General features: G+C 62.6%; 16 protein-coding genes. 7 read left to right on the top strand and 9 right to left on the bottom strand.

The features are described from left to right. The first annotated feature begins 102 nt into the window (after positions 1 to 102). Complete coding sequence (locus tag ABVN19_RS00635) at positions 103 to 978, top strand: AraC family transcriptional regulator (RefSeq protein WP_105641900.1); 876 nt, start codon at positions 103 to 105, stop codon at positions 976 to 978. Here the strand turns inward: ABVN19_RS00635 and ABVN19_RS00630 are convergent. The 4 genes from ABVN19_RS00630 to ABVN19_RS00615 form a co-directional block, all read right to left on the bottom strand. Then, positions 968 to 1,297 (bottom strand): DUF3325 domain-containing protein, encoded by a 330-nt coding sequence (locus tag ABVN19_RS00630; RefSeq protein ID WP_105641899.1) that lies wholly within the window; start codon positions 1,295 to 1,297, stop codon positions 968 to 970. The genes ABVN19_RS00635 and ABVN19_RS00630 overlap by 11 nt on opposite strands. Further along, on the bottom strand, positions 1,297 to 2,880 hold the full coding sequence (locus tag ABVN19_RS00625; protein WP_105641898.1) for a PepSY-associated TM helix domain-containing protein: 1,584 nt from the start codon (positions 2,878 to 2,880) through the stop codon (positions 1,297 to 1,299). Before ABVN19_RS00625 ends, ABVN19_RS00630 begins: the two co-directional genes overlap by 1 nt. After that, positions 2,880 to 3,182, bottom strand: coding sequence for a DUF3649 domain-containing protein (locus tag ABVN19_RS00620; RefSeq protein WP_105641897.1), 303 nt, complete (start codon positions 3,180 to 3,182; stop codon positions 2,880 to 2,882). The genes ABVN19_RS00625 and ABVN19_RS00620 overlap by 1 nt, the downstream gene beginning before the upstream one ends. A 75-nt stretch (positions 3,183 to 3,257) precedes the next feature. Then, positions 3,258 to 5,225 (bottom strand): ligand-gated channel protein, encoded by a 1,968-nt coding sequence (locus tag ABVN19_RS00615; RefSeq protein WP_028943206.1) that lies wholly within the window; start codon positions 5,223 to 5,225, stop codon positions 3,258 to 3,260. Between the two features lie 216 nt (positions 5,226 to 5,441). Here ABVN19_RS00615 and ABVN19_RS00610 point away from each other — a divergent pair, with 216 nt between their 5' ends. The 4 genes from ABVN19_RS00610 to ABVN19_RS00595 all read left to right on the top strand — a co-directional run bounded on the left by ABVN19_RS00610 (position 5,442) and on the right by ABVN19_RS00595 (position 9,876). Next, positions 5,442 to 5,939 carry a sigma-70 family RNA polymerase sigma factor gene (locus ABVN19_RS00610; protein ID WP_028943205.1) on the top strand — a complete coding sequence of 166 codons (498 nt, stop codon included), beginning with the start codon at positions 5,442 to 5,444 and terminating at the stop codon, positions 5,937 to 5,939. Then, a complete protein-coding gene (locus tag ABVN19_RS00605) occupies positions 5,936 to 6,865 on the top strand; it encodes a DUF4880 domain-containing protein (protein WP_028943204.1) in 930 nt (309 codons plus the stop codon). Before ABVN19_RS00610 ends, ABVN19_RS00605 begins: the two co-directional genes overlap by 4 nt. 87 nt (positions 6,866 to 6,952) lie before the next feature. Next, entirely contained in the window at positions 6,953 to 9,292 is a 2,340-nt protein-coding gene (gene fecA / locus ABVN19_RS00600) for a TonB-dependent Fe(3+) dicitrate receptor FecA (RefSeq protein WP_105641896.1), read from the top strand. 176 nt (positions 9,293 to 9,468) lie between these two features. After that, on the top strand, positions 9,469 to 9,876 hold the full coding sequence (locus ABVN19_RS00595; protein ID WP_028943202.1) for an HPF/RaiA family ribosome-associated protein: 408 nt from the start codon (positions 9,469 to 9,471) through the stop codon (positions 9,874 to 9,876). 379 nt (positions 9,877 to 10,255) lie between these two features. Here the strand turns inward: ABVN19_RS00595 and ABVN19_RS00590 are convergent, their stop codons facing one another. Genes ABVN19_RS00590 through ABVN19_RS00580 form a run of 3 tightly spaced genes read right to left on the bottom strand, consistent with a single transcriptional unit; the run spans position 10,256 to position 11,332 of the window. After that, positions 10,256 to 10,882 (bottom strand): hypothetical protein, encoded by a 627-nt coding sequence (locus ABVN19_RS00590; protein ID WP_353632780.1) that lies wholly within the window; start codon positions 10,880 to 10,882, stop codon positions 10,256 to 10,258. Further along, positions 10,782 to 11,171 carry a hypothetical protein gene (locus ABVN19_RS00585; RefSeq protein WP_353632779.1) on the bottom strand — a complete coding sequence of 130 codons (390 nt, stop codon included), beginning with the start codon at positions 11,169 to 11,171 and terminating at the stop codon, positions 10,782 to 10,784. Before ABVN19_RS00585 ends, ABVN19_RS00590 begins: the two co-directional genes overlap by 101 nt. Beyond that, a complete protein-coding gene (locus ABVN19_RS00580; protein WP_264652523.1) occupies positions 11,096 to 11,332 on the bottom strand; it encodes a hypothetical protein in 237 nt (78 codons plus the stop codon). The genes ABVN19_RS00585 and ABVN19_RS00580 overlap by 76 nt, the downstream gene beginning before the upstream one ends. Positions 11,333 to 11,517: 185 nt before the next feature. Here ABVN19_RS00580 and ABVN19_RS00575 point away from each other — a divergent pair, with 185 nt between their 5' ends. Further along, on the top strand, positions 11,518 to 11,811 hold the full coding sequence (locus tag ABVN19_RS00575) for a DUF3509 domain-containing protein (protein ID WP_051270583.1): 294 nt from the start codon (positions 11,518 to 11,520) through the stop codon (positions 11,809 to 11,811). On the opposite strand, the gene ABVN19_RS00570 is transcribed toward ABVN19_RS00575, so the two are convergent. Both ABVN19_RS00570 and hmpA read right to left on the bottom strand, forming a co-directional pair. Further along, entirely contained in the window at positions 11,780 to 12,250 is a 471-nt protein-coding gene (locus ABVN19_RS00570) for a phosphate-starvation-inducible PsiE family protein (RefSeq protein WP_028944683.1), read from the bottom strand. The two genes, ABVN19_RS00575 and ABVN19_RS00570, sit on opposite strands and share 32 nt — an antisense overlap. 171 nt (positions 12,251 to 12,421) lie before the next feature. Then, positions 12,422 to 13,603 carry an NO-inducible flavohemoprotein gene (gene hmpA, locus ABVN19_RS00565; RefSeq protein ID WP_028944682.1) on the bottom strand — a complete coding sequence of 394 codons (1,182 nt, stop codon included), beginning with the start codon at positions 13,601 to 13,603 and terminating at the stop codon, positions 12,422 to 12,424. A gap of 154 nt (positions 13,604 to 13,757) precedes the next feature. Between hmpA and norR the strand changes: the two genes are divergently transcribed. Further along, entirely contained in the window at positions 13,758 to 15,311 is a 1,554-nt protein-coding gene (gene norR, locus ABVN19_RS00560; protein ID WP_028944681.1) for a nitric oxide reductase transcriptional regulator NorR, read from the top strand. The last annotated feature ends 17 nt before the right edge of the window (positions 15,312 to 15,328 follow it).

The following is a 15,328-nucleotide window of genomic DNA, read 5'->3' as shown; positions in this document are numbered from 1 at the left end:
CCTCACCACTCCCTGCCCGCTTGCACAAACTTGCGCTTTTGCGTCGCCACCTGCTGCCAGGATAAAAGCCCCGGAGTAGGATGGGCCCACGAGGTAGAACCCATGACGCCCCTGAACCAACTGCACGTTTTCAATGCCATGCATTCATCACCCCACGCGCGCCTGGAGCACAGCGCGCACCTCGGTGATGGCCTGGCTGCAGCCCTGTGGCGCAACCGTGACGATGCCCGCGACTACCAGGCGCCCAGTCACCATACCCTCTCCTGCTACATCGCCGACGGCACCGGCACCTTCCGCCGCCAGCGCCCTGCCGACAAGGGCGCGCCGAACAAGCTGTGCATCATGCCCGCCGGCCACGAATCCAACTGGGTGGTCAACGGCCCGATCCGCCTGGCGCACCTGTACATCAGCGAAGAACAGTTCGCCCTGGGCTGCATCCGCCTGCTCGACCGCGAACCGCGGGAAATGCAGCTGCAGGAGGCAACCTTTCTGGATGACCCTCAACAGGCGCTGCGCTTTCGCCAATTGATCAGCCTGGACTGGGACGAGCCTGGCGAGCGCTTGCTGGCCAGCAGCCTGGCCCATGGTATCGTCGACCATGCCGTACTCTGCCAGGCCGGCCTGCGCCAGGGCCTGCGCCTCAAGGGGGGGCTGGCACCGCACCAGCGTCGGCAACTGATCGACTACATCGAATCGCACCTGGACCAGGCCATCACCCTCGGTGAGCTGGCCGGGCGCTGCAACCTCTCCGAATACCACTTCGCCCGCATGTTCCGTGAGAGCTTCGGCCTGCCGCCGCACCAGTACGTGTTGGCCCGTCGCCTGCAACTGGCCTGCCGGTTGCTGCGCCTGGGCGACCTGCCACTGGGCCAGGTTGCCCTGCAGTGCGGCTTTGCCAGCGCCAGCCACTTCAGCAACCGCTTCCGCCAGGCGCTGGGAGCAACGCCAGGGGACTACCGGGCGGCGTTCAGGCGCTAGGCAACACTACCAGTACCGGCCCGAGCACCAGGCTGATCGCCAGCGCACCGAGCAACAGGCGTGGCTTGTACGGCAGCAGGAACACCCACAGGGTGACACCCGCCATCAACACCGCAAACAGCTCGACCAGGCCCATGGCCCAGCCGCTGTGATTCACTGCCAGCCACAGCGCCACCAGCAGCAACAGCCAGCCACCGATGCGCAGGCTGCGCAAGCGCGCCGCCGATGGCGCAGCCTTGAGCAGGTCCTTGTGGTGCTTCTCCATCGACAGGCAGAGGATGGCGAAACCGGCAAAGCCGAACAGAGCAACGGCCAGCATCAGTTCACCTCGCTTTCGATCAGGTTGGCGCTGGCTGCTTTCGCAGCCTTCGGTGCGCGCTTGGCCGCTACCGCAGGCGGGCGCCACATCTTCATGGCCGCCCAGGCCAGGAACAGGCCACTGCCCAGTGCAGTGAGGTCAACGCCGGCCATGGCCCAGTCGCCCGCCGAAATCGAATGCACCAGGCCCTGGCCGGTGGTCAGCTGATTGAGCAGCGGCAAGCCGCCGTACAGCAGCGCCGCCAGCCCCAGTTGCTCCGCCCAGGCGCGACGCCCCGGCCGCAACATGGCGTGCAGTACCGACAATCCCCAGAGCAGGAAGAAGCTGTTGACCTCCCACCCTGCCCGGCCCTCAAGCCCGACCGGCAACAAGCGGTTGGCCCAGAAAAACGCTGCCACGCCGAGCAGCAGGCCGCTCATACTGGCGATGTTCAGTACCTCTACCAGGCGCAACTCGACGGGCTGGCTGCCGCTCTTGGCATGCTTGAGCTGACGCTTGCCCAGCCACAGCACCAGGCCCGTGCCGATCACGGCAGTGCCCGCAAGGCCGAAGAAGAAGTACAGCCAGCGCAGCCAGGGTCCGGCAAACACGCCCATGTGCAAGCCATACATGCCGCCGGAAATCAGCATCGGCGTGGCTTCGATCTTGCTTGCGCCCTGCAGCTCGCCGTTGACCCCGTCATAGGTCCAGCCGCCACCGCGCATATGGGCAATGCGGTCACCGGCGTGCCGGGTGAAACGCACCCGGGCATTCTGATCGCCAGGGTTCTGCACCTCGATCCAGCCCAGGCGAGTGCCCGGCGCTTGCTCCTGAACCTTCTCGTACAGCGTCGGTAACGGCAGCAACGCCGCAGCAACACCGGTTGCCTTGGCCTCGCGCGGCGCGCCGAAGAGGTCATTGAAAAAGCCACGGGTGTTGTCGCCATAACTGGCGATGATGCTCGCCGGCATCACCATCGACATGAAGATCACCAGGCTGCTGTAGCTGATCATCAGGTGGAATGGCAGCACCAGCACACCAATCGCGTTGTGGCCGTCGAGCCAGGAGCGCTGGCCCTTGCCGGGACGGAAGGTGAAGAACTCCTTGAAGATCTTCTTGTGGGTAATGATGCCGGTCACCAGCCCCAGCAACATGATGAAGGCGGCGAATGTCGACAGCCAGCGCCCCCACGGATGCGGCATCTCCAGCTGGAAATGGAAGCGGTAGAAGAAGTCGCCGCCACGGGTTTCACGCGCCTGCACTTCCTCGCCAGTGGCGGGGTCCAGGGTCTTGTCGATAAAGCCGCGTCGCCCGGCGCCTTCGGCACGCCAGCCAACGCTCAGGGCAGGCTCGCGCGCCTCGGGCAGGCGGATGAACCAGCTGCCGGCGTTGGGTGCATGCGCCTGCAGATAGGTCTGGGCCAACGCCAGGCTGGCTGTCGGGTCCAGCGCCCGGGTCGGCACCTCGGGCTGGGCCCAGTGTGTGATCTCTTCCTTGAAGTACGACAGGGTCCCGGTGAGAAAAATCGCGAACAGCAACCAGCCGAATATCAGACCGGTCCAGGTGTGCAGCCAGGCCATGGCCTGGCGAAATCCCTCTTTCATCAGCTTTTCACCCAATAGGCCAGGCCATTGATCACGCCCAGCACAAGGCTTGGCAACAACACCCCAAGCCAGGCCTGCCACGCACTGCGGCTGGCAAAACACCAGAGGAAGGCCACCAGGTAGAACAGGAACGACAGCATCATGCCGCTGATCACTGCTTCAGCCTTGGGCATCGGCGCCAGCAGGCTGATGCACACGCTGGACATCGACGCCAGCAGGTAACCGCCAAATACGGCGGCCAGGCAACGCGACGTCACAGCCAGGCGATAACTGAGGGGCAGCCCGGCGGCTTTGCTTTTCATGGCATCCATTCCTTGTGAAGAGTCGCCAATAATAATGATTTATATTCTCATAGGCAAAGCCGAGGGCGCCCAGCCTTAGAACGACAGGTCGACACCCACGGTGTAGCGACGGCCATCGAGCACGGTCTGGAAGTTCTCGTAGTCCACTTCCTTGTTGAACACGTTGTACACACCGGCCAGCAACTTGAGGTTCTTGGTCACCCGGTAGGTGCCGCCCAGGTCGACGAAGGTGTAGGACGGCGTGCCATCAGACATGGTGGTGCGGCCCAGGTAGTCTGAGGTGCGGCTGCGGTAGTTCATCCGCGCCCAGGTGCCCAGCTGATCGGTGGTCTGCCAGTCCAGGGTGGCGTTGAACATGTGGCGTGGCATCTGGTTCAGGGCCTTGCCCTTCTGCGGGCCACTCTTCTGCTCGGAGTCGGTGAAGGTGTAGTTGGTGGCCAGCGACAGGCTCTGGGTGATGTCCCAGTCCAGGGTCGCTTCGATACCGCGCATTTGCGCTTCATCGACGTTCACGCGGTCGCTGATGAACTTGTACGAGGTGCCGCCGATCTGGCACTGGCCCGACGCATTGCCGGTGCTGTCGGTGCAGCGGCGCTGTTCAGTGATCTTGTCCTTGAAGTCGGTGTTGAACACGGTAAGGCCGGTGGAGAAACCTTCCAGGTTGTCCCAGATCACGCCGATTTCCTGGCTCAGGCTCTCTTCGGGCTTGAGGTTGGAGTTGCCAACGATGATTGCCGGGTCGCCACCGCCGCCAGTGATCTGGCCCCAGTCATCGACCGCTGCGCGGATATCCGGCGAGCGATAACCGCTGGACACACCGCCCTTGACGGTCCAGTGCTCGGTAGGGTGATAAACCCCGTACAGACGCGGCGACCAGTGCGTGCCGTAGTTCTCGTCGCGGTCCATGCGCAGGCCGCCGGTCAGGGCGAAGTCATCGGTCAGGCGCCACTCGTCTTCGGCGAACAGGGCCCACGACCAACGCGTCAACTGGTTCACACTGGAGGCCGACGCCAGCTGGTTGCCTTCATCCGTCAGGTCTTCGTACTTGTACTGGCCACCGAAGGTGGTGATGTGCGATTCGCTGAAGTAAGAGACCTGGGAGTTGAGGACCGTGTTCTCCAGCTCCATGCGCCGGCCCGGGTTCTCGATTTTCTCGCGCTGCAGGTAGCTTTCACTGGTCAGGCTGTCCCAGCGGCCGGAGTGGGTGATCGAGAAGTTGGTGCGGTCGTAATCGTTTTCGCTGTCGGAAGAGCGCGCCGAGCGACCCACGGTAGCGTTGCGCTCCTGCTCGGACTTGCCCGCTTCCAGGGTGATGTCGTTGTGTTCGTCCGGGGTGAACGAGAGCTTGGCGGTGGCGCTGTCGGTACTCTGCTCGTTGAAGCCGTTGACGATGTGGTCTTCATCGCGATGGGAGGTCAGACCGTACAGCTGCAAGCCCACCAGCCCTTCAACCAGGGGCCCGGAAAGAAACGCACTGGTGGTGTTGTAGTCACCCGAGTCGGAGCGGTCCTGGAAGGTCGCTTCGCTGCGCAGGCCGCCATACCAGGTCGGTGTCACTTTGCGGGTGATGATGTTGATCACCCCCCCCATGGCGTCGGAGCCATACAGCGACGACATCGGGCCACGCACCACTTCGATCCGCTCGATGGCTTCAAGCGGCGGCATCCAGCCTTGCTCGATACCGGCACCGTCGCTGTTGGGACGGGTGGCCCGCGAGTCCTGGCGCTTGCCGTCGACCAGCATCAGCGTGTACTTGGACGCCATGCCGCGAATGCTGATGTCACTGGAGCTGGCGCCGCCGGTGACGACCACGCCGGGCACATCGCGCAGGGCGTCGGTGACATCACGGTAGGACTTGTTCTCGATCTGCTCGCGGGTAATCACCGAAATCGACGCCGGCGCATCCTTGATCTGCTGGGAGAAACCCGAGGCGGTCACCACCACGTTGTCCAGTTCCAGCGATTTGGCTTCGGCGCTGGCCTGGGCGGTGTACAGCGAGCAAATGGTGAGCGCAAGGCACGACTTGGTGAAAAACGGGGACACGAGGACCTCTCCCTGAGAACTGTAAAGATTGAGTAAATGCGTTCAAGGCGCGAATGCTAGAGATTCTCAATTGAGAGTAAAGCGTATTTACGATATTTACATTTTGCCGCGTCCGCGCTCGCCATCAGTCAGCGCCTGATTGCCGAGCACACTGCACCCCTCTACAATGCGAACAATTCTTATTCTGCTGCGCAGCTTGGCGCCGGAGTGTTCACGGTGCCCAGTGCGTCCTCCCCTTCTTCGCTCGAAGGCCTCTACCACGCCCATCACAACTGGCTGACCGGCTGGCTGCGCCGACGCCTGGGCTGCCCGGACAACGCGGCCGACCTTGCCCAGGACACCTTCATGCGCCTGTTGCAGGCCCGCGATACGCCGGCGCTCAACGAGCCACGGGCGTTCCTCACCACCGTGGCCAAGCGCGTGCTGTTCAATCACTACCGGCGCCAGGACCTGGAGCGTGCCTACCTTCAGGCACTGGCGCAGTTGCCGGAAGAACTGGCGCCGTCGGAGGAGCACCGGGCAATCATCCTGGAAACCCTGCTGGAGCTTGATCGCTTGCTCGACGGCCTGGCACCGCTGGTCAAGCGCGCCTTCCTGCTGGCCCAGGTCGATGGCCTGAGCTACGGCGAAATCGCGGCGCAGCTGAACATCTCCCTGGCAACGGTCAAGCGCTACCTGAACAAGGCGGCCTTGCGCTGTTACTTCGCCCTATGAACACCGCTCACCAGGAATTTTCACCACAGGTGGCCGAGCAGGCCGTGCATTGGTTGATCGAACTGCAGGGCGGCGGGCTCGACCCACGCCAACAGCTGGCCATGCAGCAGTGGTTGCAGGCCCACGAGGAACATCGGCGGGCGTGGGAGCATATCCAGCGGGTCAACCAACGGCTGAGCGGATTATCCTCACCCTTGGCCCATGCCACGCTTTCGGCGCCCCGTTCGGCAAGCCGCCGCCGGGCACTCAAGACCTTGCTGGTTCTCGGCGTCGGGGGGGCTGCGGGGCTGAGCCAGCACAATCCAATGCCCGGCCTGCTTGCCGACTTTCACAGCCCGGTCGGCGAACGCCGCCGCCTGCAGCTCGACGATGGCAGCCAGTTGCACCTGAACACCCGCAGCAGCGCCGACGTGCGCTTCGACCGCCAGCAGCGCCTGGTACGCCTGCTGGAAGGTGAGCTGCAACTCACGGTAGCCAATGACGCCAGGCCCTTGCACCTGCGCACTGACTTCGGCCTGCTGCAGCTCGAGAGCGGGCGCTACAACCTGCGCCAATTCGAGCGCTACAGCCTGCTCGCGGTTCATCAGGGAAGCGCCAGCCTTGCCGGCAACTCACTGGCCGCCGGCCTGCAAGCCCGCTTCAACGGCCCGCAATGGCACGGCAACCAGGGGCTGGACCCCAATGCCGGCGCCTGGGTGGACGGCATGTTGGTGGCGGCGCACCTGCGCCTTGGCGACTTTCTCGGCGAGCTGAGCCGCTACCGACGCGGCCAGCTCAACTGCGCCCCGGAAGTGGCCGACCTGTTGATTTCCGGCAGCTATCCCCTGGCTGACAGCGAGCGGATTCTCGACCTGCTGGAGGTGACCTTGCCGGTGCGGGTCAAGCGCTTTAGCCGCTACTGGGTCTCGGTGGAAGCCCGCGCCTGAATTTTTCCATCGCCCTGAGCCGTTTTTGCATCTCGCGTGACAGAGAAGGCAGAACCCTTTGCTTTGACCTTCTCAAGGACCTCCTGCATGCCCCTTCGACCGAGTCCCCTCGCCCAGGCCCTTCGCGCATTGCTGTTCGGTGCCGGCCTGAGCGTCGCCGCCGTTCCGGCCCACGCCAACGAAGCCGCAGCGCGCACCTACCACATCGCACCGATGTCGCTGGAAAACGCCCTTAACCAATTCGGCCGGGAAAGTGGCGTGCTGATCTCGTTCGGCTCACAGGTCACCCACGGCATGCAAAGCCCAGGGCTGGAAGGCCACCACAGCCCGCAGCTGGCGCTGGACATCCTGCTCCGGGGCAGCGGCCTGCAGGCCCGCGCCGAAGGTGAAAACGCCTTCAGCCTGCAACCGGCGCCGGCAGTAAACGCACCGCTCGAGCTGGGCACCTCGACGGTAGTCGGTGACTGGCTGGGTGTTGCGCAGCAGGACAATGTCTTCGAACATCCTGGCGCGCGAGACGTCATTCGTCGCGAAGAATTCGAACGCCAGGGCGCCACCACCGCCCGCGAAGTGCTCAACCGCATTCCCGGCGTCAACGCACCGGAAAACAACGGCACAGGCAGCCACGACATGGCGCTGAACTTCGGTATCCGCGGCCTCAACCCGCGCCTGGCATCGCGTTCCACGGTGCTGATGGACGGCATTCCGGTGCCCTTCGCCCCTTACGGCCAACCGCAGCTGTCGTTCGCCCCGGTGACCATGGGCAACATGGATGCCGTGGACGTGGTGCGCGGTGGTGGTGCGGTGCGTTATGGCCCACAGAACGTCGGCGGCATCGTCAATTTCGTGACCCGGGCGATTCCCGATGAGCCGACGCTCAAGGCCGGCCTGCAGACCCAGACCAGCCCATCGTCCAGCCACGACGGCTTCAAGACCAGCGCCAACCTGCTCGCCGGTGGCACCAACGACAGCGGCCTGGGCGGCGCCCTGCTCTACTCCGGCACCCGTGGCGGCGACTGGCGCGAGCACAGCGACACCCGGATCGACGACCTGATCCTCAAGGGCAAGCTGCAGCTCGACGAGGCCAACAGCCTGCACGCCATGGCCCAGTACTACGAGGGCGAGGCGCACATGCCCGGCGGCCTGAACGTGGCCGACTACGACGCCGACCCGTACCAGTCCACCCGCCTGCAGGACCAGTTCTGGGGCCGGCGGACGATGTTCAATTTCGGCTACGACTACAAAGAGGACGCCCGCCAGTTCAGCGTCAACAGCTTCTTCACCAAGACCCTGCGCAGCGGCTACCTGGACCAGGGCAGCTTTGTCTCGCTGTCGCCGCGCGAGTATTGGGTACGTGGCATCGAGACCCGCTTCTCCCAAGGTTTCGCCCTTGGCGAAAGCTGGCACGAAGTGGGTGTGGGTTATCGCTACATCAACGAAGCCGGCCACGAGCTGCGCTACCGCGAACCGATCAGCACCAACCAACTGCCCACCACCGCCAGCCGCAACGACCGCGACACCCGTGGCGGCACTGAGGCCCACGCGATCTTCCTCGATGACCGTATCGACATCGGTCAATGGACCATCACCCCGGGCATTCGCTACGAGATGATCGACTCCGAGCAGAGCAACAAACTCACCGGCCAGCGCTACCAGGGTGACTACAACACCGCCCTGCCCGCCTTGAACGTGATGTATCACCTGACCGACAGCTGGAACCTGTACGCCAACACCGAAGGCTCGTTCGGTAGCGTGCAGTACAGCCAGATGCCCAACCGGGTCACCAGTGGCGAGGTCAAACCGGAAAAGGCCCGCACCTGGGAGCTGGGTACCCGTTATGACGACGGCCTGCTGCAGGCTGAAATCGGCGCCTTCCTGATCAACTTCGACAACCAGTACGAGAGCAACCAGACCAACGACTCGGTGATCGCCCGCGGCGAAACCCGCCACCAGGGCATCGAGACCAGTATCAAATACGCCCTCGAAGGCCTGAACCCGGCGCTGGCAGGTTTTGATGTGTACGCCACCTACGCATTCGTTGACGCTAAAATCCGCGAAGACGGGCCGAACAAGGGCAATCGCGTGCCGTTCTCGTCACGTCACAAAGGCACCCTGGGCGTGGGCTACAGCGAAGGCCCGTGGCAGCTGAACCTAGACAGCACCTACCAGAGCGACCAGTTTGCCGACAACGCCAACACCTCCAGTGAAAGCGCCGATGGCAGCACCGGGCGCATCCCGGGCTACATGCTGTTCAGCAGCCGCGCGGGCTATGATTTTGGCCCGCAACTGTCGAACCTGAACGTCGCCGTGGGGGTGAAAAACATCTTCAATCACCCGTACTACACGCGCTCCTACGACGACAACAACAAGGGCAAGTACGTGGGTGAACCCCGTACGATATACCTGCAAACCTCCCTCGCGTTCTGATCCAGCGCATGCAAAAGCCCGGCCGATGCCGGGCTTTTGCTACAAGATATTTATCTTTGCAAAGGGGTTGAAAAGTTGCGCCAAGTGCCTGACCTTGTAGTCAAGAGGCGATGAGTTCCATCGGCCGCAACGGCCCATCGATTCTCTTGCGAGCTAGCTGAATAAGGGATTGAACTATGCAAATCCAAGTCAATAGCGACAACCATATTCAAGGCAACATTCGTCTGAACGAATGGGTCCGTAGCACACTGCAAAGCACGCTCGAACGTTATGAAGAAGACCTCACCCGCATCGAGGTCCACCTGCGCGACGAGAACGGCGACAAACCAGGCCTGCATGACAAACGTTGCCAGATGGAGGCACGCCCAAAAGGCCATCAACCGATTTCCGTAACCCACAAGGCCGCTTCGCTGGACGATGCCGTAGACGGCGCCGCCACCAAGCTGAACAACGCCCTGGAACACTTCTACGGCAAGCTGCGCAGCAAACGCGCCGTCACCCAGCAAAGCGCCAGCGACGGCAGCGCAGACGGGCTGCTGCAGGAAGAGTTCCTGGAGAATGAACAAGCCCGCAGCGTTGGCTGAATGACATACCGCAGACGGTAAAAAGGCGAGCCCGGTGGGCTCGCCTTTTTTATGCCCATCGCAAACCGGTAAGAGCGAGGTTGCCCCGCGAGAGGCCAATACATCCAAAAAATCTGGTGTTGCCTCGAATACGGCCTGTCGCAATGGCGCACACTGGAACACCAATCGGGCCGGTAAATGCTACCGCTGCACCGCAGACAAAACCGGCAACAAATTTCCCACTCGATGCACCGGCGGCGGCTCCTATCAATGAGCCCGAAAAGCTCCCCACCTCCGTAAATCGAACTCTTTTGCACGCCTCAGTTTCCCCAGCCCGACAAACCTCCTGCACCTTGAGTGCCGACGCCCCGCCACCCAACGCAATACCTACATAACCACCCTATTTAAGATACTTCGCCGTTTTCGCTACCTGCTCCAAATGCGTGGCATACCCCGGAATCTGCCCCGCTCCACCGGCACGGCTCCAGTGATGCCCCACGCTTTTGGTGGAAATGCCCAGGTCACGGCGCAACATTTCATAGCTCCCCAGATTCAGTTGCTTGTTGAGAAAGGCACTCTTCAACTGGGCATCAAGGGTCTTGTACAACTCACGACGCGCCGCAAAGAAATCCCGGCTGTTCAAATGACCGTGGAGACTGAACGAACGTTGATGCAATTCCTCCAGCGCACGCAAGGTACCTTCCACCTGCCTCAGTCCTTGACCCAGCATCACCGTGCTGACCCCCATCGACAGGCTCGCGCTCCCCAGCAACCCGGCAATCTTGCCTGGGTAATCGGCCATGAAGTTGGCCTCTTCCTCGCTAAGCTCTGCCAGCGCATCGCGCACCTGGGCAGCGGCGTCCATCAGCTGGGCTTCTTCGCGGGTACACGCCGTTCCGTTGTCCGGGTCGCCGAGGATGAACAGTTCACCCGCCTTGAAGCCCTGGGCGAAGGTCGGGGTGAGCCGTTGCAGGCGAGCTGGCAGGTGGGGGTTGCCCAACTGCGCCAGTACCTGCGGGCCGGACATGCTGCGGGGGACGATGTAGAAGCCCGGCTCCAGCGTGCCGGGGGCGGCGGTCATGACGGGCATGGAGCGGCTTGCAGGTGCAAAACCTGAGGCTGGCCCCGAGGGCGACGCGGTACGGATGTGCCCCACCTGCTCGGCGACCTTGGCTGGGGCCGGGGCACTGGCAACACGGTGCAACCAGGCGGTTGCTGCCGGACGGGCAACCGCACTGGATCAACACGTCATCCACCGCCATGGGTCGGCCATCGATCGTCCAGCCCGTTTCGCCTTCAGCGATTTTCCCGGACACGCCGCATAACGGGCACGGCGTGGTGGCATCCCCAGGCGCAAATGGGGAACGCCACTCTGGGTGGAATGAGACTGGCTGCTCAAGCAGGTGGCGCCGCTGGTGGTCTGGTCGCCATGCTGCCTGGCGCCGCGGCCATTGATGTTCATGCGATGGACCGTCATGGAAAGATTCCTTGGGCAAATGACGCCCGGAACCTAGCACGGCAAATTCAACCTTCTACCCAGGCTGAAGCGATAGAGAAACCTCCTACGATATTTTCAAAATACCTGCTCCATTCAGCGGGCTGGCTGAACCAAATTTGCAATCACCCGGTCAATCTCTGCATGAATTCACCAGGTGAAGCACCATGTTCAACCCTTTCGAACAGATCAATGAGGCCTTCGCCTCGCGCTACCGGGTCAACCTGAGTATCGAGCGGCTCGACGGCAGTATCATGCTGACCCTTTCCACCGATCAGGGCGTGGTCGCCAAGCGTTTGATCAACCCCGCCCAGCGCAACGACCCCAAACGCTTGCAGCGGGTGATCGACAGCGTGCAGTCCAGCCTCGCTGTCGAGCACGTCCAGCCCGTTCTTGCCCACGTCGCCAGCCGCCGCCAGGCCGGGAAGGTCATTTGCCTTCCTCGATCTCCTTTCCATTAGCATCGATGGTTTTGGTCGACGGATAGCGATACGAGGCATAGCGCACCACCAGGATCGCGAATGCCAGCAGGAGGATGCCGCCGCACACATACAGCAGGCCCACATCCGGCGCCTTGTGGTGTGACACGTCGCCGATCAGCAAGCGGGTGAGCGCGGTGATCGCCACATACAAGAGGAAGCGGATGGGCATATGGTTGGTCTTGAAGTAGATCCCCACCATCGCCCCGAGCTCGAGGTAGATGAACAACAGCAGGATGTCATCGACACTGATGCCGCCCTTGTGGAGCATATCGATGAAGGTGGCTACCGCCGCGTAGGCGGTGATTGCACCAATGCCGAACAGGGCCAGGTAATGGAACGCCTCGACGCACAAGTTGCCCAGCGAGTCTGCCGAGCCATGCAGGCCTTTGCGCAGTTTGTCAGCCCATTTGATGTTCACGATTTTGGATTCCTCGATACGGCTGGAAGGATGATGCGGCATGCGCATGACGCTTTGTCTGCATGCAGTAAAAAGGCCAGGCACCCTGCTTGAGAAGGCGACCAAATGCCGCAAGGCACAGCCATCGCTGGCTGTGCCTTGTCCGTTCAACCGTGTATCAGGAAAATCCCATCATTCCAGGGCAGAGGCCGGGCCGAAGAATTCGTAACGGCTCTGCTGCTCTGGCACGCCCAGGCCCTTGAGGTGGCGCTTGATGGTGGCCATGAAGCCTTTGGGGCCGAGGAAGTAGGCGTCCAGGTCGCGCTCCTGTGGCAACCACTCCGCCAGTTGATCGGCACTGAGCAGGCCTACCGCATCGGCAGGTTCGCTGACACCGTCGTCCTCGGCGTAGCAGTAGAAGCGCTTGACCTGTGGATGACGCGCCGCCAGTTCATCGACCCAGTCACGGAAGGCATGCACCGCGCCGTTGCGCGCGCAGTGGATGAAATGCACCAGGCGGCCGCTTTCCAGTGCAGCCTCAAGCATCGGCAACGTCGGGGTAATACCCACGCCGCCGCTGATCAGCACTAGAGGTTTGTGACTGGCGCTGAGGGTGAACTCGCCCGAGGGCGGGAACAGTTTCAGCGTATCGCCCACCGCCAATTGCTCGTGCAGGTAGTTGGAAACCTTGCCACCGACTTCGTGCTTGACGCTGATGCGGTACTGGCCGGCATCGCTCAGGGCCGACAGTGAATAGTTGCGGCGCTGTTCTTCACCGTCGATGAACAACTGCAAGCCGATGTACTGGCCCGGCTCGGCCTTGAGGATCGCCCCGCCATCGGCCGGTGCGAAGTAGAACGAGACGATTTCGCTGCTCTCTTCGACGCGCCCGACCAGTTTGAAGTCCCGCGCCCCGCGCCAGCCGCCTGGCGCTTCGGCCTTCTGGGTGTACATATCGGCTTCGGCACCGATGAGAATATCGGCCAGTTGCTGGTAGGCCGCGCCCCAGGCGGCGATGACTTCAGGGGTAGCGATCTCTTTGCCAAGCACTTCTTCGATGGCGCGCAGCAGGCAGCTACCAACGATCGGGTAATGCTCCGGGAGGATCTGCAAGGCCACATGCTTGTTGATGATCTGGCCGACCAAGCCGCCCAGTTGCTCCAGTTGGTCGATGTGCCGAGCGTACATCAGCACGCCGTTGGCCAGGGCACGTGGCTGGTCGCCGCTGGCCTGGTGGGCCTGGTTGAACAGCGGACGCACTTCGGGGTATTCGCTGAGCATCAGCTTGTAGAAATGGGTGGTCAGCGCCTCACCACCGCTTTCAAGCAGGGGAACGGTGGCTTTGACGATCGCACGATCCTGGGCATTGAGCATTGAATGACTCCTGAGCCTGTGGCTTCTTGATGAATGCGTTAGCTATTTCAGGTTCCGTGCCAACTTTAAAATACTTATAAATCAATAAGATATAAATTTTTAAGTCAAAAAGACTACTACTGATATATAGTCATTGAGACCCACAGGAGTCTTTATGACAGCAAAATCCCTGCTCACCGCCCTGCTGCCCCTGGTCAGCGACCTGTCCCGTGACTTGCCCGAGTGCGAGCGCTACCGGCGCCTGCTCGAAGCCATGCGCAGCCTGCTGCCATGCGACGCCGCCGCGCTGCTGCGCCTGGACGGCGAATGGCTGGTGCCACTGGCGGTGGATGGCCTGAGTACCGACACCCTTGGCCGGCGCTTCAAGGTCAGCGAGCACCCACGCTTTGCTACCATTCTCAGCCGCAACGAGCCTACCCGCTTTGCCAGCGACAGTGACCTGCCCGACCCCTACGACGGCCTGGTCGAAGGCCTGCATCACCACCTGGAAGTCCACGACTGCATGGGCTGTCCGCTGTTCGTCGACGAGCAACCCTGGGGCCTGATAACCCTGGATGCGCTGGACCCGGAACAGTTCCAGCAGGTCGAACTCGATGCCTTGCAGGCCTTTGCCAGCCTCGCGGCGGCGACGGTGAATGTTGCCGAACGCATCGAGCGCCTGGCCTTGCGCGTCGAAGATGAACATGAACGCGCCGAGGTCTATCGCCAGGCCAGCGGCCAGCAGCACAAGGAGTTGATTGGCCAGAGCAAGGCGCACAAGCGCCTGCTCGAAGAAATCCAGTTGGTGGCCGGCAGCGACCTGACGGTGCTGATCACCGGCGAAACCGGCGTGGGCAAGGAGTTGGTGGCCCAGGCCATTCACCAGCAGTCGGGGCGGGCCGACAAACCCATGATCAGCCTCAACTGCGCCGCCCTGCCCGACACCCTGGTCGAGAGCGAACTGTTCGGCCATGTGCGTGGCGCGTTCACCGGCGCGGTCGGCGAGCGCCGCGGCAAGTTCGAGTTGGCCAATGGCGGCACCCTGTTCCTCGATGAAGTGGGCGAGTTGTCGCTGACCGTGCAGGCCAAGCTGCTGCGGGTGCTGCAAAGCGGGCAACTGCAGCGCCTGGGTTCGGACCAGGAGCATCGGGTCGACGTACGCCTGATCGCCGCCACCAACCGCGACCTGGCCGAAGAAGTGCGCGCCGGCCGCTACCGTGCCGATTTCTATCACCGTTTGAGTGTGTACCCGCTGCTGGTGCCGCCGCTGCGTGACCGTGGCCGCGATGTGCTGCTGCTCAGCGGCTACTTCCTTGAACAGAACCGTTCGCGCATGGGCCTGGGCAGCCTGCGCCTGAGCGCCGAGGCCCAGGCCGCCCTGCTGGGTTACGACTGGCCGGGCAACGTGCGCGAGCTTGAGCACCTGATCGGCCGCTCGGCGCTCAAGGCCCTGGGCCAGCATCGTCAACGACCGAAGATCCTCACCCTCGACGCCACCGATCTGGACCTGCGCCCGGTCGAGCCCTCCGCCCTCACCGCCCAAGTGCCGCACGTTGTTGATGCGCCGCTACCCGGCGGCGACCTGCGTCAGGCCATGGACGACTACCAGCGCCAGTTGATCCAGGCGAGCCTTGAGCGACATCAGCACAACTGGGCCAGCAGCGCCCGTGAACTTGGGCTGGACCGGGCCAACCTGAGTCGCCTGGCCAAGCGTCTGGGGCTGCGCTGATTTGAGCTGAAGGATTA

The sequence above is a fragment of the Pseudomonas vranovensis genome, from assembly GCF_040438935.1.
In the GTDB taxonomy this organism is placed as follows: domain Bacteria; phylum Pseudomonadota; class Gammaproteobacteria; order Pseudomonadales; family Pseudomonadaceae; genus Aquipseudomonas; species Aquipseudomonas vranovensis.
This window is presented reverse-complemented; position numbering and strand designations above follow the sequence as displayed.

Bases quoted from the DNA above. Each gene is read 5' to 3' on its own strand.
- ABVN19_RS00635 (WP_105641900.1), top strand. From the start codon at position 103: ATGACGCCCCTGAACCAACTGCACGTTTTCAATGCCATGCATTCATCA.
- ABVN19_RS00630 (WP_105641899.1), bottom strand. From the start codon at position 1,297: ATGCTGGCCGTTGCTCTGTTCGGCTTTGCCGGTTTCGCCATCCTCTGC.
- ABVN19_RS00625 (WP_105641898.1), bottom strand. From the start codon at position 2,880: ATGAAAGAGGGATTTCGCCAGGCCATGGCCTGGCTGCACACCTGGACC.
- ABVN19_RS00620 (WP_105641897.1), bottom strand. From the start codon at position 3,182: ATGAAAAGCAAAGCCGCCGGGCTGCCCCTCAGTTATCGCCTGGCTGTG.
- ABVN19_RS00605 (WP_028943204.1), top strand. From the start codon at position 5,936: ATGAACACCGCTCACCAGGAATTTTCACCACAGGTGGCCGAGCAGGCC.
- fecA (WP_105641896.1), top strand. From the start codon at position 6,953: ATGCCCCTTCGACCGAGTCCCCTCGCCCAGGCCCTTCGCGCATTGCTG.
- ABVN19_RS00595 (WP_028943202.1), top strand. From the start codon at position 9,469: ATGCAAATCCAAGTCAATAGCGACAACCATATTCAAGGCAACATTCGT.
- ABVN19_RS00590 (WP_353632780.1), bottom strand. From the start codon at position 10,882: ATGTCCGGCCCGCAGGTACTGGCGCAGTTGGGCAACCCCCACCTGCCA.
- ABVN19_RS00580 (WP_264652523.1), bottom strand. From the start codon at position 11,332: ATGACGGTCCATCGCATGAACATCAATGGCCGCGGCGCCAGGCAGCAT.
- ABVN19_RS00575 (WP_051270583.1), top strand. From the start codon at position 11,518: ATGTTCAACCCTTTCGAACAGATCAATGAGGCCTTCGCCTCGCGCTAC.
- hmpA (WP_028944682.1), bottom strand. From the start codon at position 13,603: ATGCTCAATGCCCAGGATCGTGCGATCGTCAAAGCCACCGTTCCCCTG.
- norR (WP_028944681.1), top strand. From the start codon at position 13,758: ATGACAGCAAAATCCCTGCTCACCGCCCTGCTGCCCCTGGTCAGCGAC.